Genomic DNA, 23,934 nt, shown 5'->3' on the forward strand with positions numbered 1-23,934 from the left:
CCCACTAAAAACAATCCCTCAGGCGTGTTTTCGTTCCTCGACTTTCGTAGGGCATTGACGGCCATAATGGCCTACACCTGTGACACGTGCGGGCTGACAAAGCCAAGCTTGCGCAACCCATCCCTGATTTCCGGCGCGCTCATGAAGAGTTCCCAAAGCAGCCCGCTGCGGTGGTTCTCGATCATGGCGACGATCGGCCCCTGATTGATCGCAAGATAGGTCCGGGCATACCAGTTGCGCGCCGGTGCAAAGGCATCGACGAACCCGAAACGTCCGGCAATCCGGCCTTGCGGCAAAGCCATGAAATGGCGCAGCGCCCGCATCGACTCGTAAGGCGTGTAGGGGAGGCTGCTCAGGGCCGCTGTCGGTGCAATCAAACCCATGTCGGAAACCGGTGAACTGACGGCGTAACCCTTGGGCGCGTGGCTCGCAGTCAGCCCCCAACAATCGTCGGATTGGGTTTTTTCCAAGCTGTGCAGATAGTTGATGCGCGTGTGATTGCAGTTCTGTTCCCAGTAGTCGGCGTAGCGATCCTTGAGGCCGCGCGGGTCGAGGCCGCAGAAGGAGTAATGGGCAAAGAATAGGGGGCCGCCATAGGCCGGACCCAGCGGCAGCGTTACTCCATAGTACTCGCGCCCGTTGGCGATTGCGCCGTTGCCAGCAAATCCCTCGTGGTAAATCCGGGGTTCGATCGCGTATTCGGGGGAGGCGGCGGCGAGAACATAGGTAATCAGCGCTTCGTTCCAGCCGCGGATCGGCACATTGCGCGCCCAGCCATGTTTCGGGCTGTGATGCCAGTAAAGCGCATTCGTTCCGGGCTTTATGTGTGCGCTCCAGTTGACCGCGCGCCAGAGACGATCGATCCGGGCCCTCAGGTCGAAGCTCCCCGCATGTTGCGAGGCGAGATACTGGCGGACGCAGAGAAGCCCCTGGAACAGCAATGACGTTTCGACCAGATCGCCGCCGTCATCGAGGCGCGAGAAGGGGACCGTCGAGCCGTCGCGGCCGTTGATGAAATGCGGATAGACGCCCTGGTAGCGCGTCGCTTGCTCGAGGGTCGATACCATTGCATCGAAACGGGCAAGCGCATCCCGGCGTTTGATCCAGCCGCGTTCGAGGGCGACAATGATCGCCACGAATGCAAAGCCAGAGCCGCTTATCGAGACGAGGTCATTGTTCGGATCAGCTGTCCGGCCAGACCTGTCGCGGGCAAGACCGCTATGGGGATGCGCGCCATCCCAGAAATAGCCGAAGCTTGCGCGCTGCACCCGCTCAAGCAGTGCTTCATCGCTGTCCTCGCCATGAAACGCTGGGGCCGAGTCAAATCGAAGATGCATGGGAGGCGCAATATCCTTGCCAAGGGCATTATGCCGCTGCATATGCCGGGTTGCATCAGGCGGGCGTCTCGACTCTATAGTACGCATGGCGCCGAGAGAGAAGGCGCAGCCGGTAAAACCCGAAAGAGGCGAATAGATGTTTGAAGCCCGTTTTGTTTTTGACCCGCTTCCGCAACCGGCATTGCCCGTGGCCGGTCTGGACAAGCTTTTCCCGGTTCACCGCATCTATTGTGTGGGACGCAACTATGCTGACCACGCCATCGAAATGGGACATGACCCGAGCCGCGAGCCGCCATTCTTCTTCCAGAAGAACCCTGATAGTCTCCTGACCGAGGGGCGCGATTTTCCGTATCCCACAGCGACCAACGATGTTCACTTCGAAATGGAGCTCGTTGTGGCGCTTGCCAAGGGCGGCTCCGACATCAGCGTCGAATATGCGCTGGATCATGTGTACGGCTATGCCGTCGGGCTCGACATGACGCGGCGTGACTTGCAAGGCGAGGCCAAGAAGCTCGGCCGCCCCTGGGAGGTCGGAAAGGCGTTTGAGGCATCGGCGCCATGCTCGCCGATTGTGCCGGCGGCGGCGATCGGCCACCCGGTTGCCGGCGCCATCTGGTTGAAGGTGAACGGGACCGAACGCCAGCGCGGCGACCTCGACCAGATGATCTGGAAGGTTCCGGAGACTATTTCTTACCTCTCGACACTGTTCACGCTGCAGCCGGGTGACCTGATCTTTACCGGCACGCCGGCCGGTGTCGGCGCCGTGCAACGCGGCGATGAAATGCATGGCGGCGTTGATGGAGTCGGTGAAATTCAGGTTCGGGTCGTCTAGGGCGGCCTGCAACCCAACACAATTTTGCCAACGAACCGAACTTGTTTCTTCCGAGATAGATAGCGACGGCGAAAATAATTCTTTGCGGAATCTCTCCGGCCGTTGCGGGGATTTCCACGCTATTGGCGCAGCTTAGGCAAATATGTGCCGGCTAAGCGAAATCCCCTCGCATTTCCGTGAAGCTTCGCGGCCTTGTGTTTGAAAATAAATGAGGTATTTGAGATCCATCTTCTTCTATTTCGTATCTCAGAGCACCGATTTGATGGAACACCGCATTCTGTTTGGCGCCTATCCCATCCCGCGATTCGGCGGGATCGCCAGCCACAACTTTGTGGTCTGGACAGATGAGGCCGGGCGTCCGTTGTTTGAAATCAACGGTGGCGCCGCAAATCCGGATGGAAGTTTCAACTATTGCGCGATTGGCGGCGCGCTGACTGCTGTCGTCACCGACTATGCCAAGCGCGATCTCGTCTATTTCCCGGAATTTTACGTGCGGCCCACTTCGCGCACGACGATGATGCTGGAGGGCAGCTACGCGACGATTGCTGCGCGCTGGCGGGCGGCAATCGATGTAGCGAACCGTATCCGGCAATCGGATCTGCGCTACTCTTTCCTGATCCAGAACAGCAACTCGGTAGCAACCGCCATTGCCAAGGGAATGGGTCTCAACCCGCCGCGAAAGGCCGTCGGCCGCGTGCGTGCGCCGGGGAGCCATCGGCAACTATTGCTCGACGCGGCATGATCCAAGATTGATCTCCCAGTAAGACTGTAATAACTGATCGCATATCGTCATCCGGGCCACCGGAAGATGAAAGATTATTTAGCCTTTATTCTGGGCTCAATCCCGCCATTATTGCAGGGCTAATGCGCCAACCTTGAAACGGTGCAATTCGCTTCCTTCAGATCCATTCTGATTTTGGAATAACCCATGACGACGGCTGTCGCAGACCACGAAAAACAGATGCAAAGGCTGGAAGCCCGCGCGAAGTCTCGCCTTCCCTGGTGGGGCAAGAAGGCCAGATCGGCGATGTTCGCCGCGCTCGGCATTGGCGTGGCCATCGTCAGCCTGCTCGTCCTCGCCCATTTTTCCAGCGAGATTTCGCTGCATGACGTGAAGCGGTCGCTGCATGCCATTCCGACAAGCACGCTGCTGGTCGCGCTTGTTTTCACGATCGTCAGCTTTGCCGCCGTTGCACTTTACGACGTTGTTGCAGTTGAGACGATTGCGCCGAAACGCGTTCCCTATCACATTTCCGCCATGGCCGGCGGCGCCGGCTACGCCATTTCCAACGCACTCGGCTTCTCGCTTCTGACCGGCGGAGCTTTGCGCTACAGGGTCTATGCCGCCGAGGGGATCGATATCGCCGATATCGGTCGCATCATCGGCACGTCGTGGCTGGCGATCTGGTTCGCGTTTACGATCCTCATCGCCGTTGCATTGGTCATCGACCCGACACGCATTCCGTGGGTGGTCTCGTTCGGCCCCATCGTCGATCAGGTGATTGGCACGGGAATTCTTGTGGCAGTCGCGGTGCTTCTCTATTGGCTGTCGCGCCGCGAGCGTACGCTGCGGATCGGCCGCATGTCGGTACGCCTCCCGTCGTCGCAGGGCGCTCTGCTGCAGATCATCGCCGGACTTGTCGATGTCGCCGCCGCCGCTGCAACGCTCTACGTTCTCCTGCCTGCGGGCTCGGTTGGAAGCATTCCGGCCTTCGCGCTCGTATACGTGGTCGCAGTCGCGCTCGGCATCGTCAGCCATGCACCAGGCGGTATCGGCGCTTTCGAAGCGACGATTATTGCCGGCCTTGGCCTTGGCCAGAATCCCGACGCTATCGCCGCACTGGTCGCCTACCGCCTGATTTATACGCTTATCCCTTTTCTGATCGCGATCGCCGGTTTCGTCGTTTCCGAGATTTTGCGCAAACGCCATCTGCTCGCCGCGCCGACGATGATGGCTGCGCGAATGTTCGAGCCGCTGATACCGCCGCTTTCAGCCGGCATCGCGTTCCTTGGCGGCATCGTTCTCCTGATTTCGGCGGTCATTCCCGGCCTGCACTCCCGCCTCGAAGTGCTGGCAGACATCCTGCCCATGCCGTTTCTCGAAATGTCGCATCTTGGCGCGAGCTTCGTTGGCCTCGCGTTGCTCATCGTTGCTCGCGGCCTGGCCCGGCGGCTCTGGCGCGCCTGGTTTCTCGCCCTCATTCTGTTCAGCCTAGGCGCGATCTTCGCGCTTACAAAGAGTCTCGCCTGGGAAGAAGCGCTCATGTTGACCTTGATGGCGGGAACGCTGCTCCTGTTCCGCGATTCCTTCTATCGCAGGCCGCTCAACGAACGCTTCACACTCACATGGGGCTGGCTCGCCAGCATCGGGACCACGGCCTTTGCGGTAATCTGGCTCGGATTCTTTGCCTATCACCATGTCGAATATGCCAACGAACTCTGGTGGGAGTTCGCCTGGGATGCCCAGGCCTCGCGATTCTTGCGGGCGACGGTGCTCGTCCTCACCATTCTCGCAGCCGTTACGATCAATACGGTCATCAATGGCGTCGGCCGCAGCAAGCTCAAGGCCCAGCCTATTCCCGATCAGGTGCCCGAGGTCGTCGCCACATCGCCGCGTGCCTCCGATGCGCTGGCACTGCTCGGTGACAAGCGCTTCCTAATGGATCCGCAGGGCAGGGGTTTCGTCATGTATGCCCGCTCCGGCGGAAGTCTTGTTTCGATGGGCGAGCCCGTGGGCAACGACGGGACCGTCATATCGGATCTCGCCTGGGCGTTTCGCGGTCTTGCCGACCGAACGGGATCGCGCACGGTGTTCTATGGCGTAGGTCCTGAAAGGCTGCCACTTTTCCTCGATATGGGCCTGACAGCGCTGAAGCTTGGCGAAGTTGCACGCGTAGACCTGACCGACTTTTCGCTTGAGGGCTCGAAGCGCCAGCCGCTGCGTTACGCGGCGCGCCGCCTCGAAAAAGAGGGCGTAACATTCGAGGTCATTGCGAGGGAGAATACGCCGGACATCATGGACGAGCTGCGCGAGGTCTCGGACGCCTGGCTCGAGATGAAATCGGGTTCAGAGAAGCGTTTCTCGCTTGGTTCGTTTGAAAACGCCTACCTTGCCAATTTCGACGTCGGTGTCCTGCGCAAGGAGGGCAAGATCGTCGCATTCGCCAATATGTGGCGCGGCGCCAACAAGGAAGAAATTGCCGTCGACCTGATGCGCCATGTACCGGATGCCTCCAGCGTCGTCATGGACGGGCTATTTGCCAATCTGCTCATGGCGGCAAAGAACGAGGGCTATCATTGGTTCAATCTTGGTGCGGCGCCATTGTCGGGTCTGTCCGACAGTCATCTTGCCTCGCGATGGAACCGGATCGGCTCCTTTATCTACCGGCGCGGCGCCGAGTTTTATCGATTTGACGGATTGCGCGCTTTCAAGGATAAGTTCGGCCCGAAATGGACACCCTATTACCTGATTTGCCCACCGGGCCTCGCGACGCCCCGCTCGCTCATTGATGCGACGAATCTGGTGAGCGGCAGCCCCTTTGAGGTCTTTAAACGATGAAATTCCTGCGCAGGCGCACCCTGCTCGTCATTCTTGCATTGCTGATCGTCAGTATCGGTCTTTCTGCAGCACTTCACTACCTTCCGCGGTTCGGGTTCGGCGGCGGAGGCAAGCGCATTCTTGTTTCGTCCGAACGGCTCACGGACGTGCCGTTGCTGCAGCCGGATGGCAAGCCGTCGGGTATCGCTATCGTCGTTTCGCAAAAAGGTGGCTTGGCTGCCGACGACGAAGCGCTGAGCAAGCTCCTGCTCGACCGCAACTTTCTGGTCTTGACCGTCGATCTTGAGAAGTGGCGCAAGGAACTCGATCAGGATACCGGCGATTGCACTTATTTCGTCTCCGACCTCGAAGGCATTGCCAAGGAGGCGCAGCGCATGATCGCTGTCGATACCTATATGCATCCGGTAGTCGTTGGCATCGGCGAGGGCGCCGTGATGGCCTATGCCTCGGTGGCCGATACGCCGGCGGCAACCCTGGCGGGAGCGGTCGTTATCGATCCCTCGGTCGGGCTCAAGACCAAGCTTCCGTCCTGCGAGGGCGCCGATTATGAGGCCGTGGGCAATGACGGCTTCAGCTACTCCTACGATGCCGATCTGCCCAATCCGGCAACGATCGTGCGCGAGAAGCCGGACGCCGACCCCAAGGGCCCACCCAGCACCGGCTTTTTCCTCGCGCAGGAAAAGCTCGGCGCAACGCGTCCCGAGCGGCTGCAGATCGCGGCGGACGCGGCAGTCGAAATCGCCAAGGAAGATGCTTCGGCTGAGTCGCTGCCGATCATCGACGTGCCGGCAACAAACGGCGATCCTAAATATCTCGCCGTCTTCTTCTCGGGCGATGGCGGCTGGCGCGATATCGACAAGTCGGTCGGCGACATCATTGCCAAGGAAGGCGTTCATGTCGTTGGCGTCGATTCGCTTCGCTATTTCTGGACGCTGCGCAAGCCCGAGGACATCGCCAAGGATATCGGCCGGATCGTCGCGAAAGCCGATCCATCCGGCAAACTGCCGGTGGTTCTCCTCGGCTATTCATTTGGTGCCAACACCATCCCCTTCTCATGGCCATCCATGCCCCAGCAATTGCAGGACCGGGTGCGGATGATCGGCCTGATCGGCACGGAAGAGACGACGCCGTTTCAGGTGTCGGTCGGCGCATGGCTCGGGCTCGGCGGCGACAACGAGGTTGCGCCCGCGGTTGCCAAGCTGCCGCTCGACAAGGTTTTATGCGTTTACGGTTCCGAGGAAGACGATACGGCGTGCAACGATCCATCGCTTGCCTCAGTCGAGAAAATCGAACTTCAGGGCGACCACCACTATGACGAGAAGTACGACATGCTGGCCGCAAAGCTGATGCAGGCGATCGCGGCGCGCCAGCCCAAATAGTCTTGGATTTTCCGTCAGGTCTGCGCGGCGGGATGTGCTTCCTTCGCGCGGGCCCGCTTTCCGGCATCCGCATATTTCTGGGCGATGACAGCGCACACCATCAGCTGGATCTGATGAAACAGCATCAGCGGCAATACTATGCTGCCGATGCTTTGCCCGGCAAAAATGACCGTTGCGATGGGAATGCCGCTGGCAAGGCTCTTCTTCGAGCCGCAGAAGGTTATTGCAATTTCGTCCTCGCGTGAAAATCCGGCCCAGCGGCTGCCGAACATGGTGACCGCAAGGACGATGGCAAGGATTGCAATGTCGAGCAGGATCACGACGGCAAGGTCACGAATCGAGATCGTATGCCACAGCCCCTCGGTCACGGATTCGCTGAACGCCAGGTAGACCACCATCAGGATCGACCCTCGATCGAACGGCATCAGCAGCTTGCGCTGGCTGCGAATGAAGTTGCCGATGAATGGCTGGAGGATCTGCCCGAGAACAAAGGGCGCGAGCAATTGCAGGAGAATCGACTGCAGCGCGTCGAACGAAAATCCGCCATGGCCGCCTGCCGTCGAAAAGAGCAGGCCGACCAGAAATGGCGTCAGGAACATGCCGAAAATGTTCGAAGCAGAGGCGGAACAGATGGCTGCGGGCACGTTGCCGCCGGCGATCGAGGTGAATGCGATCGACGATTGCACCGTCGAGGGTAGCACGCACAGGAAAAGAATGCCGGAATAGAGCGCCGGCGGCAGTATCGCTGGCACCAGAATGCCGGCGCAAATACCAAGCAGCGGAAAGAGGACGAAGGTCGCTGCGAGAATCGTCAGGTGCAGTTTCCAGTGCAGGAAGCCGGCAATGACGACATCGCGTGAAAGGCGGGCGCCGTGCAGGAAGAACAGTATGCCGATCGCTATCTTGGTCGCGATGCCGAAATAATCCGCCGCTACGCCGCTGATCGGAAAGAACGAGGCCAGGATCACGGCCCCGACCAGCATCAGCGTGAAATTGTCAGGCAAAAAGCGACGCATTGCGACTTCCATTCGTGAATACAACGCGTCCGTCTAACATACGCAGGCCAGTCCCGAAACGATGAGGACAATCATATTTGCACACGCATGAGAATTGAAAATATGAGTCGTTCGCTCACATAAATGTCACTGGTCTAAGTTGACGAGTTTTATCATAATTGTTTATCGAGTGAACGGACATCCGGGGGTCCGGATGCTTTTGACAGGGGGATTTTCCATGAAGAAGTCATTTTCGCAATTTGCCGGCACGCTGATCGTTGCTGCCGGTGTCGCAAGCGCGACCATGGTGGCGTCGGCGCGCGCCGAGGACGGGATCACCGTCTACAATGCTCAGCACGAGAGCCTTACCCAGGCCTGGGCCGATGGTTTTACCAAGGAGACCGGCGTCAAGGTTACGATCCGCAACGGCAAAGACATGGAGTTCGCCAACCAGATCGTACAGGAAGGTGCAGCTTCGCCGGCGGATGTTTTCCTGACCGAGAATTCGCCGGCCATGGCGCTCGTCGACAATTCGAAGCTCTTCGCACCGCTCAACGCCGATATCCTCGCGCAGGTCCCGGACAACTACCGGCCGGCCAATGGAAACTGGATCGGCGTTGCTGCCCGTTCCACCGTTTTTGCCTATGACAAGAACAAGATGACCGAAGACAAGCTGCCGAAATCGATGGTCGATCTTGCAGATGAAAGCTGGAAGGGTCGCTGGGGCGCAGCGCCCGCCGGCGCCGATTTTCAGGCCATTGTCAGCGCCTTGCTCGAACTCAAGGGCGAAAAGGTCACGGAAGACTGGCTCAAGGCCATGAAGGAAAACGCCAAGCCGTATAAGGGCAACAGCATTGCCATGAAGGGTGTGAACGCCGGCGAAGTCGATGGCGCGATTATCTATCACTACTACTATTACGGCGATCAGGCCAAGACCGGCGAAAACAGCAAGAACGTCTCCCTGCACTTCTTCAAGAACGAAGATCCCGGCGCGTTCGTCAGCATTTCCGGTGGCGGTGTTCTCGCATCGAGCAAGAACAAGGATCAGTCGCAGGCCTTCCTGAAGTGGGTCACAGGCAAGGGCGGCCAGGCCGTCTTGCGCGACGGCAATTCGTTCGAATACGCCGTGGGCAAGGATGAGGCATCGAATGCCGCTCTCGTGCCGCTGGCGGACCTGAACGCGCCCAAGGTTGAACCTTCGAAGCTGAACAGCAAGAAGGTGACGGATTTGATGACCGCGGCTGGCTTGCTCTAAGCGTCAGTCACGTTCATAAGGCGTCGTCCTGGCACCCCGGCATCAATGTCGGGGTGCTGTTTCATTTCCGTGCGGGCGCGCAGGCGTCTGCGCCATAACGAAGAAAGCAATGTCTCCATTGCCGCCAAGCCAGTCAGACCAGCCAGGCGCGTTGTTGCTGCAAGCCCCATTTCCCCTGGTGCGCCGCCGCGGACTGCCACGCATGTGGGTCTTCGCTGCGGCGGCGGCAGTTTCGGCGCTTTCGCTGCTACCGGTCGGGTTTGTCATCTGGATTGCCGTTCAGACCGGTTGGGAAACCGTATCGGCATTGATTTTTCGGCCGCGCGTCGGCGAATTGTTGATCAATACGCTTCTGCTGCTCGCCTTCACCATTCCGATCTCGATCGCTCTTTCGGTGACGCTCGCATGGCTTACCGAGCGGACGGACCTTCCCGGCGCCCGTTTCTGGTCCTGGCTGGCGGTTGCGCCGCTCGCCGTTCCCGCCTTCGTCCACAGCTACGCCTGGGTCAGTCTCGTCCCCGGGTTGCAAGGCCTCTTCGGCGGCGTACTCGTTTCGGTTCTCGCCTATTTTCCGTTCCTCTACCTTCCGGTTTCGGCGCAAATCAGGCGCCTTGATCCGGCGATCGAGGATGCTGCGGCCTCGCTTGGCAATGGTCCGTGGCGCGTTTTCTTCTTTGCCGTGCTGCCGCAATTGCGCCTTGCGATCTGCGGCGGGTCGCTGCTGATCGGCCTGCATCTTCTTGCCGAGTACGGCCTCTATGTAATGATCCGGTTTGATACCTTCACCACGGCGATCGTCGACCAGTTCCAATCGGCCTTCAACGGTCCCGCCGCGAACATGCTGGCTGGCGTGCTGGTCATCTGCTGCTTCGGCCTTCTTGGCCTTGAAGCCCTCGCTCGCGGCAACGAGCGCTATGCCCGCGTCGGCTCCGGCGCGGCCCGCATCCCTGTCAAGCGGACGCTCGGCTGGATGGCGGTGCCGGGACTGCTGCTTTGCGCACTGACCGCAGCACTCGCCATCGGCGTTCCGTTCACGACGCTTGGCCGCTGGCTTGTCCTTGGCGGCGCCGGCGTCTGGCGTCTCGACCTTATCGGCAACGCTCTCGGGCAAACGATCCTGTTCGCACTCGCGGGTGCAGCCCTGACGACGGCGGTGACCTTGCCGATGGCATGGCTCTCCGTCCGCGCGCCCGGCCGTATCCAGCGTATTCTTGAGTCGTGCCATTACTATGTGGGATCGCTTCCCGGCGTGGTTGTGGCCCTGGCATTGGTCACCATTACGGTCCGCGTCGCCCTGCCGCTCTACCAGACGGTGGCAACGCTGCTTCTTGCTTACGCCCTCCTGTTCCTGCCGCGATCCCTCGTCGGATTGCGCGCCAGCATCGCCCAGGTTCCCGTCGAACTCGAACAGGCGGCGATGGCGCTGGGGCGGACGCCGATCAACGCCGTGGCGCAGATCACCATGCGGCTCGCCGCGCCGGGTTTTGCCGCCAGCATGGCGCTCGTTGCATTGGGCATAACCAATGAACTGACCGCCACGTTGATGCTGTCGCCCAACGGGACGCGCACGCTCGCAACGCAATTCTGGTCGCTGACCAGTGAGATTGACTACGTTGCCGCCGCGCCTTACGCATTGTTGATGGTTCTGTTGTCACTGCCCATGACTTTGCTGCTCTACACACAATCCAAGCGAATGACCGGACAATGACTTTTCTTTCAGCAAAGACCGTCACCAAACGCTATGGGCGTGTCACAGCCCTCGAAAATGTTAGCATCAACGTCGTTGCCGGCAGCCGTACGGCCATCGTTGGACCGTCGGGGTCGGGCAAGACAACGCTGCTGCGCTTGATCGCCGGCTTCGAAGTGCCGGATTCGGGCCAGATTGTGCTGGATGGAGAGTTGCTGGCCGATGGCAGGGCCGCCACACCGCCGTACAAGCGCAGCATCGGCATTGTCGCGCAGGATGGAGCGCTGTTTCCCCATTTGACGGTTGCGGACAATATCGGTTTCGGGCTGGACCGAAAGGCGCCCCACCGCGATCGGCGCATATTGGCGCTGATGGACATGGTGGAACTCGCGCGGGAGATGGGCGACCGGCGGCCGCACCAACTCTCTGGCGGCCAGCAGCAGCGTGTCGCCCTGGCGCGTGCCTTGGCCCGCCAGCCCAAGCTGATGCTGCTTGACGAACCTTTTTCGGCGCTCGACACGGGCTTGCGCGAGGCCATCCGCATGTCCGTTGCCGAGTTGCTGCGGGCGGAGAAGATCACGGCCATTCTGGTTACGCATGATCAGGCGGAGGCGCTGTCATTTGCCGATCAGGTGGCGATCTTGCGCGAAGGGAAATTGCTCCAGGCGGGACCGCCGCGCGACCTCTACATGAAGCCGTCCGATCCCGGCATCGCCTCGTTCTTTGGCGATGCGATCATCCTGCCGGCGGAGATTGACGATGGATGGGCCGAGTGCGAGCTCGGTCGCGTCGAGGTGTCGAGTTCCTATCGCGGCAAGGGCCGCATCATGCTGCGTCCGGAACAGGTGGTCCTCTCCTTGTCCAACGGCGCGCAACCTTGCCAGGGGACCATTCTGCGGATCGATTTCAACGGTCCGTCCAGCTTGATCGCGCTGTCGCTCGGGAAAGACACAGCGCCGCTGATGGTCAAAAGTGCGCGGCTGGACTTGCCGCCTGTGGGCAGCCATGTTCAGATCAATTTGATCGGTCAGGCGCACGTCTTCGCCTGATCACCCGCGCGGAGAGACGAATGAGCAGGCAATTTACCTGGTTGAATGAACCCGCGGTGCATCGCGGCAATGCCGCAGAACTGCAACTTACGACCGATCTGCAGACCGATTTCTGGCAAGAGACATTCTATGGTTTCAAGCGAGACAACGGTCATGCTTACCTGACACCGGTAGCAGGCGATTTCACCGCGCGGGTCAGGTTCAAGGGCGACTACCGCGAACTTTATGATCAGGCCGGGCTGCTGCTGCGGATTGATCCGGCAAACTGGATCAAGACAGGCATCGAGTTTACGGACGGGCAGATGCATTTCAGCGTCGTCGTCACCAATCGCCAGTCGGACTGGTCGGTCATTCCATTGCCCTTTGCAGGTCCCGACGATGAGGTTGCGGTGCAATTGACCCGGCACGGTTCGGCGGTCCGCGTGCAATTCGCCGTCAACGATGCGCCTTGGCAGATGGCGCGCCTTGCCCCGTTTTCCGATGCCGACGCCTCGGTCGGGATGATGGCATGTTCGCCGGAGCGGGCAGGATTTACGGCGCGTTTCCGTGGTTTCGAACTTGGTGCCGCCATCGATCGCAAGCTGCACGACTGAGCCTGTCCTGTTTAAGCGGAACTTCTTCTAGCTTTTGAACAATTCCGGTCGCTTGTCGCGCAGATGCAGCAGCATGCGGCCCATCTGTGAAATATGGGTTTCCATGGTCTTTGCGGCGCGATCGGCATCCCTGTCGGCAATCGCGGCAATGATTGCCTCATGTTCGACGAGCGTTTCCGCCATCCGCGCTTCGTAATGGAGAAGGAGACGTCGCACCCGGTCGATCTGGCTGCGCTCACGCGAAGCGATTTCGCGCAGTCCCACCAATCCAGCCGCATCGCTGACCATGTCGTGCAACGCCTCATCGAGTTCATAGAAGTGTTCGAATTCCCGGTGGGCCGCGGCGTGGCGCTGCTGCTCGAGGTTCTGCTGCATTCGCTCAAGCGTTTCCGGCGTCAGCTGCTCCGTCGCCCGGCGTATTGCGGCGGTTTCGAGTGCGACACGGACGAATTGCGCCGTTTCGATTTTCTCCAGCCACAGGCGCGCGACGAACGTGCCGGTCTGCGGATAAATCTCAACCAGCCCTTCATCGGCCAGACGGTTGATCGCATCACTGACGGGGGTACGGGAGACGCCGAGCTGGGCCGCTACGACTTCCTTGCGGATAGCTTCACCCGGCGCGAGCTGCGATGAAATGATCGCCTGCCGTAATATCGTATAGACCTGGTCCTTGCGTGTGACGGCGACGACCTTCTGTTGCTTGAAGTCCCTGCTCGCAGAACGAATCTGCACGGTCGAAACTCCCCCCATTGTTCGCTGAAACCAGGGGTCCCAGCAATTGACTCCCCTCCCAACATCTAACATGTTACATACCAACGGGGAAGAATGTTTTGGGAGGAGCATTTGGACAGCCAGCCTCCAATTGTGTCGCTGCGCGGGATCAGCAAGACCTTCGCTCACGTGGTTGCCCTGCGCCGTATTGACCTCGATATCCATGCTGGAGAAATCCATGCAATCATGGGCGAGAACGGTGCGGGCAAGTCGACACTTGTCAAGATTTTGAGCGGCGTGCATCGGCGCAGCGGCGGACACATGGAAGTTCGCGGCGAGCCGGTCGATTTTGCAACGCCGAAGGAGGCGGAGCGCAACGGCATCGCCATCATCCATCAGGAACTCAACCTCATCCCCACCTTAAGCGTCTCGGAGAACATCTTCCTTGGCCGCGAACCTCTGAAAGCCGGCCTCTTCATCGACTATGCCGAGATTGAAAGACGCAGCGCCGAAATCCTGACGCGCTTCGGTATCGATATCGACCCGCGCGCCGATATCGAGAACCTGCGGGTGGGCGAGCAGCAATTGGTGGAGATAGCACGCGCCCTTTCGCTGAACGCCGATGTGCTGGTGCTCGACGAACCTACATCGGCCCTGTCGGAAGCCGAAGCGCAAAGGCTTGCGAGTTTCGTGCGCGATCTTGCCGGGCAAGGCGTCGCCATCGTCTACATTTCGCACCGGATGAGCGAGGTCTTTGCACTTGCTGACAAGATCACGGTCCTGCGCGACGGCAATTTTATCGCAACCCGCCGCTCGGGCGAGATCAGCGAACGCGACGTTATTCGCATGATGGTGGGCCGGGACGTAAAGAAGCAGCTTGCTGCAGCTTCTGTGTCGGAGCGGCCGATTGTACTTTCGGTGCGCAATCTCGGGCTCGAAAGACCGAACTCGCGCGGCCGAATTCACAGCGTTGTCAATGATGTAAGCTTCGATCTTCATGAGGGCGAGATACTCGGGATAGGCGGGCTCCTGGGGTCGGGCCGTACCGAAGTGCTGGAACTCATTTTCGGCGCTGCCATCGGAAAACGGTCGGGTACGATAGAACGCGGCGGTATCAGGCAGGCGGCGCAGTCGCTAAACCCGCGCCGTTCCGTCGGCAACGGCATCGCTTTCCTGACCGAAGACCGCAAAGGGACGGGTCTGCTGCTTCACGCCGACATCCGCTCCAACGCGGTGCTCCCTTCGCTGCCCTGGCTTGCGCCGCTTGGCTGGATCAGCAAGGCCCGCGAAGACACGGTTGCGGGTCGCATCATCTCGGCCATGCACGTGCGCTGTCAGGGACCAGACCAGGGCATCGATGAACTCAGCGGCGGCAACCAGCAGAAGATCGTACTCGGCAAATGGCTGGAGACGCGACCGCGGGTCGTGCTGCTCGACGAGCCGACGCGTGGCATCGACGTCGGCGCGAAGGAGGAGATTTACGACCTTCTCAAAAAACTGGCGGAATCCGGGGTTGCCATCGTGATGGTAAGTTCGGAGCTTCCGGAACTCCTTTCGCTGTCGAATCGCATTCTTGTCATGTGCGAGGGCAGGGCGACAGGCGTCATCGACGCCCAGGAATTTTCAGAAGAGCGGGTCATGGAGCTTGCAACGCCGCAGGGCAATGCCCTGACCGGAGCAGCGGCATGACCGATACAGGCGAGCGGGCAATGGCATCATCGAACACCATGGAATGGCTGAAGGGGATCGTAAAGGCGACGAAGCTCTATTGGGGCCTCGCATTGCTGTTTGCAGTCGGCGTTCTGTCCTCGCCCGTCTCATCGAAGGGACACAATATCTTCCTGTCCTTCGGCAACCTTTCCGACGTTTTCCGCCAAATTTCCGTGACCGGCATCACCGCTGTCGGCATGACGCTTGTGATCCTTATTGCCGGTATCGACCTTTCGGTCGGGTCGGTGCTTGCACTCGGCTCCGTGGTCTGCGCGATGCTCCTGACCAATGAGGGCTGGTCTTCCGCCTATCTGCTCGGTGTTCCAGCTGTATTTCTCCTGGCCTTCCTTGTCGTCCTCGGCGTCGTATCGTTTGCTGTCAAGGTGCAGCGGCGCGCAACGCAAACCGGAGCGGTTCCCGGAATTTCCAAGATCGCACTGGTTGCCGCCTTGGCCGCCGCGTTTGTCGTCGCCGCCCTGGTCGCGTCGAGTTCCGCAAGCAAGGCCAGCGTCCTGCTTGTTCTGCTTGTCGTGCCCGCTGTTGGCCTGATGCTCGGGGCAATCAACGGTGTCGTGATCGTCGGCGGCAGGCTACAACCCTTCATCGTTACGCTCGCCATGATGGTCGCCGGCCTCGGTATTGCCCGGCTGACTGCTGGCCAGAACACGGCCGTTTGGCCGGTCTATACCGGAAGCAATGCCACCCAGGATTTCGAGGCGCTGCGGGCGCTCATCTTCGGCATCATTCCGGTACCCGGCGTCATCTTTGCGGGCGTCATACTGCTCTTCTGGATCATTCTCAGATTTACGAAATTCGGCCGCTATGTCTATGCGATCGGAGGCAATGAGGAAGCGGCCCGGCTTGCCGGCGTCCCGGTCTGGCGCGTCAAGATCACCGTTTACGCGATTTCGGGCTATCTTGCAGCGCTTGCAGGCATCCTCTACGTCGCACAATACCGCCAGGGCAAACCAGATGCCGGCATGGGTCTCGAGCTCGACGCGATCGCTGCCGTTGTCATCGGCGGCACCAGCCTCATGGGCGGCCGCGGATCGATGATCGGCACGCTCGTTGGCGTCCTCATCTTCGGTTTCCTCAGCAATATCCTTCAGCTCAACAATATCGACAGCAATACCCAGCTCGTCTTGAAGGGCATCATCATCATTGTCGCGGTCCTGCTTCAGGAACGCCGCTCAAGTGGTTGGATGTTCTTCCTTTCTCAGCTCAAGGTGCGCGACGCACCCGAGAGATCCGTGTCCAGCCAGCAGACGGAGACAGGCCGGCACGGCGAATAATACGCATAACCACAAAGGGAGAGAGAGAATGAAGATTACCCGCAGGCAGTTTGCCACCTGGGCCCTCGCGACGGCCCTGATCGCTCCAGTCGCCTTCCACGTATCCCTGGCTGAAGCCAAGGACAAATACGTCATCGGCTTCAGCCAGGTGACGACCGTCGAGCCGTGGCGTGTCCAGTTCAACAAGGACCTCGAAGCAGAGGCGAAGAAACACGCCAATGTCGAGCTTCTGGTTGCCGACGGCCAGGACAAGACGGAAAAGCAGGTCGCTGACGTTGAAAACTTCATCCGCCAGGAGGTTGACGCCATCCTGATCTCGCCAAAGGAATCCGCCGGCCTTACCGGCGTCGTCGAAAAGGCGATGGATGCTGGCATTCCGGTCATCGTTCTCGACCGCAACGTCGATACCGAAAAATATACCCAGTGGATCGGCGGCGACAATGTTGTGATTGGCGAGGCCGCCGGCAAACATGCCGTGGAACTCCTCGGCGGTAAGGGTAAGGCCAAGGGCACCGTTGTCGAAATCTGGGGCGGGCTGGGCACGCAGGCAAGCCATGATCGCAGCGACGGCTTCCACAAATATACGGATGCGGAACCCGGCATCAAATATTTGCTCGACAAGCAATCGGGCGACTGGAAACAGGATCAGGCCTACAACATCATGGCGACCGCCCTGCGCAACCATGAAGATATTACCATGGTCTACGGCCACAACGACCCAATGGCCTATGGCGCCTACCTTGCCGCCAAGGATGCGGGCCGTGAAAAGAATATCCTTTTCCTCGGCGTCGACGGGTTGCCCAATGAGGGCGTCCAATGGGTGAACAAGGGCGAACTGGCCGCGACATTCCTCTATCCGACGCCGGGTGCTGAAGGACTGCGCCAAGCCTTGAAGGTTCTCGCGGGTGAAAAGGTCGAGAAGAAGATCGTGCTTGGAACGGAAACGATCACCAAGGAAAACGCACCTGCGATCCTCAAGGCGAACGGGCTCTAACGCATTGCCCAAGGCGAGCCGCACTTCCACGTGCGGCTCGAATTTCTCCGACATCTTGTTGTTATCGCAGTCTTTTGCGCTATGATTTGGCCCGGCCGCACCTGTTGCGCCGCATGTTGTTGGAGGTACCGTCATGAAAACGCAGGCCATTGCCGCCGCAATTTTCTTCGCCGCGGCTGCCATATCGACAAGCAAGGCCTCCGCCGAACCGCTGCAGACGATGGATGACGTCGGCCAGGCGATTTCCGCCTGCTGGAAGCCAGCCTCGGATTGGAAGGGCACGGTAACGCTCAGCTTCAGCTTCAAGCGTGATGGAACGTTGATTGGGCCGCCGAAGCCGACGAACATCGCTGTCGATGGCGATGACAAGGCGCGTCAAAAGTTCGTTGGTTCAGCAATTGAAGCGATCCAGGCCTGCATGCCATTGTCGTTTTCCACCGATCTTGCGGCCGGAATTGGCGGACAGGTGTTCACGATGCCTTTCACCGCACCAATAAGCGGGCAGGATCAGCCGACGGTCGATACGCAGTAGAATTTTTCAGACGACGACGGAATAGACGGCCGCAAAGTGAATGCCCGCCGCTGTGAGGACGAAGCTGTGCCATATCGCATTGTGAAACGGCAGGCGTTCGAGCACGTGAAAGATGACGCCGCAGGAATAGACAATGCCGCCAGCGAGGATCAGCCACAGCACCGATGCTGACAAGGCCCCTTCAAGCTGGTGATAAGCGGAAACCCCGCTCCATCCAAGCAAGAGATAAAGCCCGATGGCGAGGCGATCAAAGCGTCCTGGCATCACGAGTTTAAGGACGACACCGACCACGGCCGTGGCCCAGACGCCTGCGAGCAGCCACCATGTGCCCGACTTCGCCATGAAGGGCGTATAAGTGCCGGCAATCAGGAGATAGATCGCCGAATGATCGAAACGGCGCAGCAAGTATTTGATCGGTGATTCCGGCCAGATGTTGTAGGTGGCTGACAGGCCCATCGAAAGCACGAGTGTTCCGACGTAGATGGCGGTCGCGGCCGAGGTGCCGATCGCTGACTGACCGAGCACGATCGTCAGGAGTATGATCGATCCGACGATGGCGAGAGTGGTGCCCAGAACGTGCACAACGCCATCTGCCCAAAGCTCGGCTACCGAATAGCGCCGGAAGATCGTCACGGGTAGGGCTCGTAGCTGTGGTCCTGTCAAAGGGGCTCCTGCAATCTCGATCATGGCATCCAGCGTATTTCATTCTTCGCTTTTGACAACCCGAAATCCCCTGACCCAGGCACTACGCAGGGCGATCAGGAGAATTCCCGATGCGTATGGCGGGAAAATGTGTAACAATGATGGGCAATTACATTCGTAATTACTTTCCTTTTTACTTGATAGAATTGCAGTATAAACAGGCGGATCCGCTGTGGCGGACGTGGTGACTGGGGACTGGTGTTGAGCATTCTGCGCAGAAGTGGTGATCGATGGGCGCTTGCGGGACTTCATGCACTCCTGCGCCGCCTTGGCCTGATGGCGCCCGCCGGCAAAGCGCTGAGCGGCAGCGTCCGCTCGCATTCGCGTCCGCTGGAGCTGCTGCCTTACGGACTTCTCCTCTTCCTCAGCGTCGCCGCGATCATTCTCGTTTTCATTATCGGCGTCGGTGAGAGCAGGGACAGGATGATCACCGAATCGACGGTTCAGTTGCGCCAGAAGACGGCGCTGCTTGAAGCCTATGTCAGCAAGATCCTCGAAGCCAATGAAATGGTTTTGCGCAACATTTCTTCTGAAATCGATCCGATGCCCTGGAGCGACATCGTGGCGTCGCCGAAAGTGGCGAGCCTTCTCGCCGATCAAAAGCAATTCCTGAAGCATTCTGGCGTCATTGCCCTCGTCAACAGGGAAGGTTCGCTCGTCGCCTATAGTGAGGGCTTTCCGGCCAAGTCGTTCAGCGTCACCGACCGCGATTATTACCGGTACCTGCACGATAATCCCTTGAGCGAGACATTCATTGGCGAGCCGCTCATAGGCAGGGTCCATGGCAAACTCTCGCTGACCATGAGCAAGGCCCTGCACCGGCAGGATGGCTTGTTCGACGGCTTGATATTGATCACCATGCCGCTCGAGTATTTTTCCAACCTGTTCAACGGGGCGGCTTCGCCGTCGGACGTTGCCCAGCTGCTGCGGAACGATGGCAGGGTCATCGTCAATGTCCCCTTTGCCCAAGGCGGCAACCAGGCGCCCTTGTGGTTCGCGTCTGCCGTGGGAGCCAATCCGGCCGCAGGGGTGGTCAACAGCGTGTCTGCAAGTGACCAGACGAACCGGCTGGTGGCATACCGAAAGGTTGAGGCGTTTCCGTTTTACGTGAGCTACGCCATCGATGAAGGAAAATTGCTGAACGGCTGGTGGCAATCGGTTTTCGTCTATGGCGCGGTTCTCGCGACCGCCCTTGCAGCATTCATGGCGACGGCATGGATGGCGCGGCGCAATTCGATAGCGCTGCTTCATTCCAACGAGTCGCTTCGCGAGGTGAGCGAGCGGGTGCTTGTTTCTCAGGATGAGGAGCGCCGTTCGATCGCGCGCGACCTGCACGATTCAACCGGCCAGCACCTGATCGGCGCGGCAATGGAACTCGACAGCGCCCGTTCCCGCGTTTCGGAGACTGACGATGACACGTCGCGGGCATTGCACCGCGCCGCCGCATTGATCATGCAAAGCAATGAGGAATTGCGAACGCTGTCTTACCTGCTTCACCCGCCGATGCTTGACGAGTCCGGGCTGCCCAATGCTCTCGAACTGCTCGTCGTCGGTTTCGAGGAGCGGAGCGGTCTTGAGATCGAGCTGCGTGTGGCGCCCGAAATTGGCACGAAGCGGCCGCCCGCCGGCGTCGAGCTTGCGATATTTCGCATTGTCCAAGAGGCGCTGACAAATATCTACCGCCATGCACGCGCAAGCCACGCCACGATCAGGCTTGTGCGCCAGGGCAGCGATGCATACCCGATGCTGTCTTTGACCGTGAAGGATGACGGCATCGGCATAGAGCGCAGAAATCGCAATACGATCGGCGTCGGACTCTCCGGAATGGAGGCGCGACTTCGACCCTTCAACGGACTGCTCGATATATCCACCGGCAAGAAGGGAACCACGCTCTCCGTGCGCGTACGGGGTTGATCGCAGCTCATTGCAGTCCTCGGGATTGGCCCCGAGGATGCTGATACAGGACCGGCTAGCTCAACCCTTCTTCTTGCCTTTATAATCCGCATAAATCTGGTCGGCCAATTTGCGCAACGACCGCCCGATATTCGCGTATTCGAATTCGTTGAGATTGGCGAGCGAGGCGCGCCCCGAAGGATGCAGGGTACCGAAGCCGCTGCCGGGCAGCAGTACAATGCCGGTGTCGCTGGCAATCCGGAACAGGAGCTCGGTGGGCGCCACATTTTTCTTCACCCAGTCGGCGAATGCATCTCCATAGAGCTTGCGGGCAATATGTTCTAGATCAAGCAGCGTATAGTAATCGACGGCATTGACGTCGTGTTCCGGCGGAAGCCCGAGTTCGCGGTAGAGTGCAGCCTCACGGCGGCGGATAAGCTTCTTCAACTCTGCCTTGTAGCCGTCGCTCTCGTCCATCAGGGCAAACAGCGAAAACAGCACCATCTGTACCTGCTGCGGTGTGGAAAGCCCGGCTGTGTGGTTGAGGGCAACCGCCCGGCTGTCCGCAACCACCCGGTCGAGGAATTTCAGCTTCGATACGTCCGGAACAAGCGTCGAATAACGCTCGTCCAGTTCCTTGCGGTCTGACTTGGAGAGGCCCTTGAGCTTGGCGTCGAAGATATTTTCGCGTTGCGTTGCGATGACGCCGAGCCGCCATCCCGTTGCGCCGAAATATTTCGAGAAGGAATAGACAAGAAGCGTATTGGCGGGGCAGGTCGCAAACAGCGACTTGAAGTCGTCGGCGAAGGTCCCGTAGACGTCATCGGTAAGGATCATCAAGTCCGGCCGCTTCTCCGCGACCATCTTCGTGATGCGTTCAAGGCTGCGATCATCCATCTTCACCGAGGGGGGATTGCTCGGATTGATGCAGAAGAAGATCTTGATGTCCTTGTCGAGAAGCTTGTCGATCTCCTTATCGGGATATTGCCATTCCTGAGTAGGATCGGCGTTTATATGAACCTGCTTCAGGTCGTATTCTTTGAGCTCGGGAATTTCGATGTAGGGCGTGAAGGCGGGCATGCCGATTGCCACCTTGTCGCCGGCCGATATCAGCTTGTTCTGCTTCAGCGAGTTGAAGATATAGGTCATCGCCGCGGTGCCGCCCTCGACCGCGAAAAGGTCGATGTCGTCCGAACTGATGAAGCCTCCGATCATCTCCTTGACGATGTAGTGCTTCACGATCTCCTCGCTGACGCGAAGCATGCGCGGCGGTACGGGATAATTGCAACCGAGAATTCCCTCGACAGCTTCATGCAAAAAGTCCGATGCGTTGAGCCCGAGCTGATCGCGGACATAGCTCAAAGCCCGCCCGAGAAACACCACCCCGGGCTGATCGCGATGTTCGTCGATATAGCGGGCAAAGCGCCCCTCGATTCCGGCGATTTTCGGCAGCCCCCCGACACCGTTCTCCATATATGAGAATGAGAGTTCGGCTTCGGCAACTGCAAAGAGCCCGAGGCGGAAAAAGGCGCGTCGCGGCAGGGTGGCGAGAAAGTTCGGGTTACCGCGTCCGGCATTGAGAATGAGGCGGTTTTCCTTGCTGGAGGCAACCTGGATCAACGCATCCTTGAGTTCGAACGGGCTAAGCTTGGCATATTGGCTGTAGTCTGTGCGGGACATGGAACTCTCCTCAGGCAAATGCCACGACCAAAGGGCCGAGCAGGGTCAGGAATACATTGGCAAGGGCATAAGTGATGGCGAAGGGTGTCGTCGGAATCGTGTTGCCTGCCTTGTCGAGGATTTCGCCGAAGGCAGGATTGGCACTGCGCGAGCCGGACAGCGCGCCGGCAAAGATCGCCGTATTCTCATATTTGAGGACATAACGGCCAAAGACCATGGTGATCAGCAGCGGCAGGATGGTCACGACCACGCCGATGAGGAAGATCGAAAGACCGCTTGTGGCGATGGTTTGCACAGCCTGCAGGCCGGATTGAAGTCCGACCACCGCAACGAAGCCTGCCAGACCAAGGTCGCGCAGCAGCGTCGACGCCGCGATCGGCATGTTGCCGATGGCAAGGTTACGGCTGCGATACCAGCCGAACAGAAGACCGGAGAGCAGGGCGCCGCCGCCACTTCCAAGCGTCAGAGGAATCGAGCCGATGCGGATTACGGCGAGGCCGATCAGCAGGCCGGCAACGATGCCAAGGCCGTGGAAGACGAAATCGGTCTTGTCGCTGGGGACGATGACCGTGCCGATGGATTTGGCCACTCTCTGCAAATCCTGGTCAGTGCCGTAAAGGCTGGCCACGTCGCCGGTTTCGATGCGCGTGTCAGGCAATAGCGGCAGCGGCTTGTCGGCGCGCTTGATCCCGGTGACATAGATGCCGTGACGCAGGTCATCGGCGGTTGCCGCCCTGATTTCCGCGACCGTCTTGCCGACCAGCGCCGGGCTGTTGATCGTTATATCGCGGGTCACGATGACAAGGTCCATGCCGTCCGACGATTGAAGCTCGGGACCGATGCCTTGTGCTGAAGACACCACGCCCGCACGCCGGCCGACGACCAGGATTACATCGCCGGATGCAAGCCGGAGGTCAGGCTGGACACCAATAAGCGCGCCGGCGCGCTTGACGCGTTCGATGGTCATCGGCGCGTCCTTGGTCGTCGGCCCTTCGATCTGGGCAATTGTCTTTCCAGCTGCCGTAGTCACCCGATAGATGCGGCCGACGAGATCGGGCGCGGCGGGTACTTCGCCCGGACCGAAGACCTGCGCGCCGGCGAGCAGTTCGGCCTCGGCCTTCATCGCATCATCACGAATACTGCGGCCCATGAACTTCGGCAGAATGTTGACGCAAACAATGATCGCGCCGAACGAACCGAAGATGTAGGTGACCGCGTAGCCGACGGCGACATTGCCTTGCAGGCGCTGGACTTCATCGGCGGCAAGGCCGAGCTTGCCGATGGCGGCGGAAGCCGTGCCGATGATGGCCGATTGCGTAAGGCCGCCCGCCGCGATACCGGCGGCGAGGCCTTTGTCGAGCCCAAACATCCGAGCCAGCACGATGACGGTCAGCAACCCGCTGAGAGCAAGCACCACGGCCATAGCGATTTCGCGCAGCGATTGCCGGCCGAGCGAGCGGAAGAATTGCGGGCCGCTTTCAAAGCCCACGGCATAGATGAACAGCGCGAAGAGCACGGATTTTACGCCATTGTCGACGGAGACGCCGACCTGGCTTATCAGCACCGCTACAAGCAGCGATCCGGCAACGCCGCCGAGCTGGAATTTGCCGAATTGAACCTTGCCGATGGCATAGCCGCCCGCAAGCGACAGGAACAAGGCAATTTCGGGCGATTGACGAAAAATCTCATGAAGCCAGACCATCGAGATCCTCCAACGATTGTATCAGCGCGATT

General features: G+C 59.5%; 19 protein-coding genes. 13 read left to right on the top strand and 6 right to left on the bottom strand.

The window, feature by feature from the left end; genetic code table 11:
• Positions 1 to 71: 71 nt before the first annotated feature.
• Positions 72 to 1,337, bottom strand: a complete 1,266-nt coding sequence (locus tag BLR72_RS04800; RefSeq protein ID WP_091946588.1) for a glucoamylase family protein — start codon at positions 1,335 to 1,337, stop codon at positions 72 to 74.
• A gap of 136 nt (positions 1,338 to 1,473) precedes the next feature.
• Between BLR72_RS04800 and BLR72_RS04805 the strand changes: the two genes are divergently transcribed.
• The 4 genes from BLR72_RS04805 to BLR72_RS04820 all read left to right on the top strand — a co-directional run bounded on the left by BLR72_RS04805 (position 1,474) and on the right by BLR72_RS04820 (position 7,107).
• The gene (locus BLR72_RS04805) at positions 1,474 to 2,169 is read left to right on the top strand and encodes a fumarylacetoacetate hydrolase family protein (RefSeq protein ID WP_091945631.1); all 696 of its coding nucleotides are present in this window, start codon (positions 1,474 to 1,476) and stop codon (positions 2,167 to 2,169) included.
• 208 nt (positions 2,170 to 2,377) lie between these two features.
• Complete coding sequence (locus BLR72_RS04810) at positions 2,378 to 2,911, top strand: hypothetical protein (protein WP_091945634.1); 534 nt, start codon at positions 2,378 to 2,380, stop codon at positions 2,909 to 2,911.
• A gap of 186 nt (positions 2,912 to 3,097) precedes the next feature.
• Positions 3,098 to 5,728 carry a bifunctional lysylphosphatidylglycerol flippase/synthetase MprF gene (gene mprF / locus BLR72_RS04815; RefSeq protein ID WP_091945637.1) on the top strand — a complete coding sequence of 877 codons (2,631 nt, stop codon included), beginning with the start codon at positions 3,098 to 3,100 and terminating at the stop codon, positions 5,726 to 5,728.
• Positions 5,725 to 7,107: a virulence factor family protein gene (locus BLR72_RS04820; RefSeq protein ID WP_091945640.1), complete on the top strand. Its 1,383-nt coding sequence runs from the start codon at positions 5,725 to 5,727 to the stop codon at positions 7,105 to 7,107. Before mprF ends, BLR72_RS04820 begins: the two co-directional genes overlap by 4 nt.
• Positions 7,108 to 7,121: 14 nt before the next feature.
• Here BLR72_RS04820 and BLR72_RS04825 read toward each other — a convergent pair whose 3' ends face one another.
• The gene (locus tag BLR72_RS04825; RefSeq protein ID WP_091945643.1) at positions 7,122 to 8,123 is read right to left on the bottom strand and encodes a bile acid:sodium symporter family protein; all 1,002 of its coding nucleotides are present in this window, start codon (positions 8,121 to 8,123) and stop codon (positions 7,122 to 7,124) included.
• Between the two features lie 217 nt (positions 8,124 to 8,340).
• Here BLR72_RS04825 and BLR72_RS04830 point away from each other — a divergent pair, with 217 nt between their 5' ends.
• From BLR72_RS04830 to BLR72_RS04845, 4 genes are all read left to right on the top strand, one after another.
• Positions 8,341 to 9,357, top strand: coding sequence for an iron ABC transporter substrate-binding protein (locus BLR72_RS04830; RefSeq protein ID WP_091946591.1), 1,017 nt, complete (start codon positions 8,341 to 8,343; stop codon positions 9,355 to 9,357).
• 202 nt (positions 9,358 to 9,559) lie between these two features.
• Complete coding sequence (locus tag BLR72_RS04835; RefSeq protein ID WP_244506640.1) at positions 9,560 to 11,065, top strand: ABC transporter permease; 1,506 nt, start codon at positions 9,560 to 9,562, stop codon at positions 11,063 to 11,065.
• On the top strand, positions 11,062 to 12,093 hold the full coding sequence (locus tag BLR72_RS04840) for an ABC transporter ATP-binding protein (protein WP_091945649.1): 1,032 nt from the start codon (positions 11,062 to 11,064) through the stop codon (positions 12,091 to 12,093). Before BLR72_RS04835 ends, BLR72_RS04840 begins: the two co-directional genes overlap by 4 nt.
• Positions 12,094 to 12,113: 20 nt before the next feature.
• Positions 12,114 to 12,686, top strand: a complete 573-nt coding sequence (locus BLR72_RS04845; protein WP_091945652.1) for a DUF1349 domain-containing protein — start codon at positions 12,114 to 12,116, stop codon at positions 12,684 to 12,686.
• Positions 12,687 to 12,713: 27 nt separating this feature from the next.
• Here BLR72_RS04845 and BLR72_RS22190 read toward each other — a convergent pair whose 3' ends face one another.
• Positions 12,714 to 13,418 (bottom strand): GntR family transcriptional regulator, encoded by a 705-nt coding sequence (locus BLR72_RS22190; RefSeq protein ID WP_175492267.1) that lies wholly within the window; start codon positions 13,416 to 13,418, stop codon positions 12,714 to 12,716.
• 93 nt (positions 13,419 to 13,511) lie between these two features.
• Between BLR72_RS22190 and BLR72_RS04855 the strand changes: the two genes are divergently transcribed.
• The 4 genes from BLR72_RS04855 to BLR72_RS04870 all read left to right on the top strand — a co-directional run bounded on the left by BLR72_RS04855 (position 13,512) and on the right by BLR72_RS04870 (position 17,925).
• Entirely contained in the window at positions 13,512 to 15,086 is a 1,575-nt protein-coding gene (locus BLR72_RS04855; protein WP_175492268.1) for a sugar ABC transporter ATP-binding protein, read from the top strand.
• 38 nt (positions 15,087 to 15,124) lie between these two features.
• Positions 15,125 to 16,399, top strand: coding sequence for an ABC transporter permease (locus tag BLR72_RS04860; protein WP_091946601.1), 1,275 nt, complete (start codon positions 15,125 to 15,127; stop codon positions 16,397 to 16,399).
• 28 nt (positions 16,400 to 16,427) lie between these two features.
• Complete coding sequence (locus tag BLR72_RS04865; RefSeq protein WP_091921865.1) at positions 16,428 to 17,393, top strand: substrate-binding domain-containing protein; 966 nt, start codon at positions 16,428 to 16,430, stop codon at positions 17,391 to 17,393.
• 133 nt (positions 17,394 to 17,526) lie between these two features.
• A complete protein-coding gene (locus tag BLR72_RS04870) occupies positions 17,527 to 17,925 on the top strand; it encodes a hypothetical protein (RefSeq protein ID WP_091945655.1) in 399 nt (132 codons plus the stop codon).
• Positions 17,926 to 17,931: 6 nt separating this feature from the next.
• Here the strand turns inward: BLR72_RS04870 and BLR72_RS04875 are convergent, their stop codons facing one another.
• Entirely contained in the window at positions 17,932 to 18,558 is a 627-nt protein-coding gene (locus BLR72_RS04875; RefSeq protein WP_244506617.1) for a PAQR family membrane homeostasis protein TrhA, read from the bottom strand.
• A 270-nt stretch (positions 18,559 to 18,828) separates the two neighbouring features.
• On the opposite strand from BLR72_RS04875, the gene BLR72_RS04880 reads away from it, so the two are divergent.
• On the top strand, positions 18,829 to 20,541 hold the full coding sequence (locus tag BLR72_RS04880; RefSeq protein WP_091945660.1) for a cache domain-containing sensor histidine kinase: 1,713 nt from the start codon (positions 18,829 to 18,831) through the stop codon (positions 20,539 to 20,541).
• 60 nt (positions 20,542 to 20,601) lie between these two features.
• On the opposite strand, the gene BLR72_RS04885 is transcribed toward BLR72_RS04880, so the two are convergent.
• Complete coding sequence (locus BLR72_RS04885; RefSeq protein ID WP_027231595.1) at positions 20,602 to 22,200, bottom strand: bifunctional aspartate transaminase/aspartate 4-decarboxylase; 1,599 nt, start codon at positions 22,198 to 22,200, stop codon at positions 20,602 to 20,604.
• A 10-nt stretch (positions 22,201 to 22,210) separates the two neighbouring features.
• A complete protein-coding gene (gene aspT, locus BLR72_RS04890; RefSeq protein ID WP_091945662.1) occupies positions 22,211 to 23,902 on the bottom strand; it encodes an aspartate-alanine antiporter in 1,692 nt (563 codons plus the stop codon).
• Between the last annotated feature and the right edge of the window lie 32 nt (positions 23,903 to 23,934).

The organism is Phyllobacterium sp. YR620 (genome assembly GCF_900104165.1).
Taxonomy (GTDB): Bacteria; Pseudomonadota; Alphaproteobacteria; order Rhizobiales; family Rhizobiaceae; genus Phyllobacterium; species Phyllobacterium pellucidum.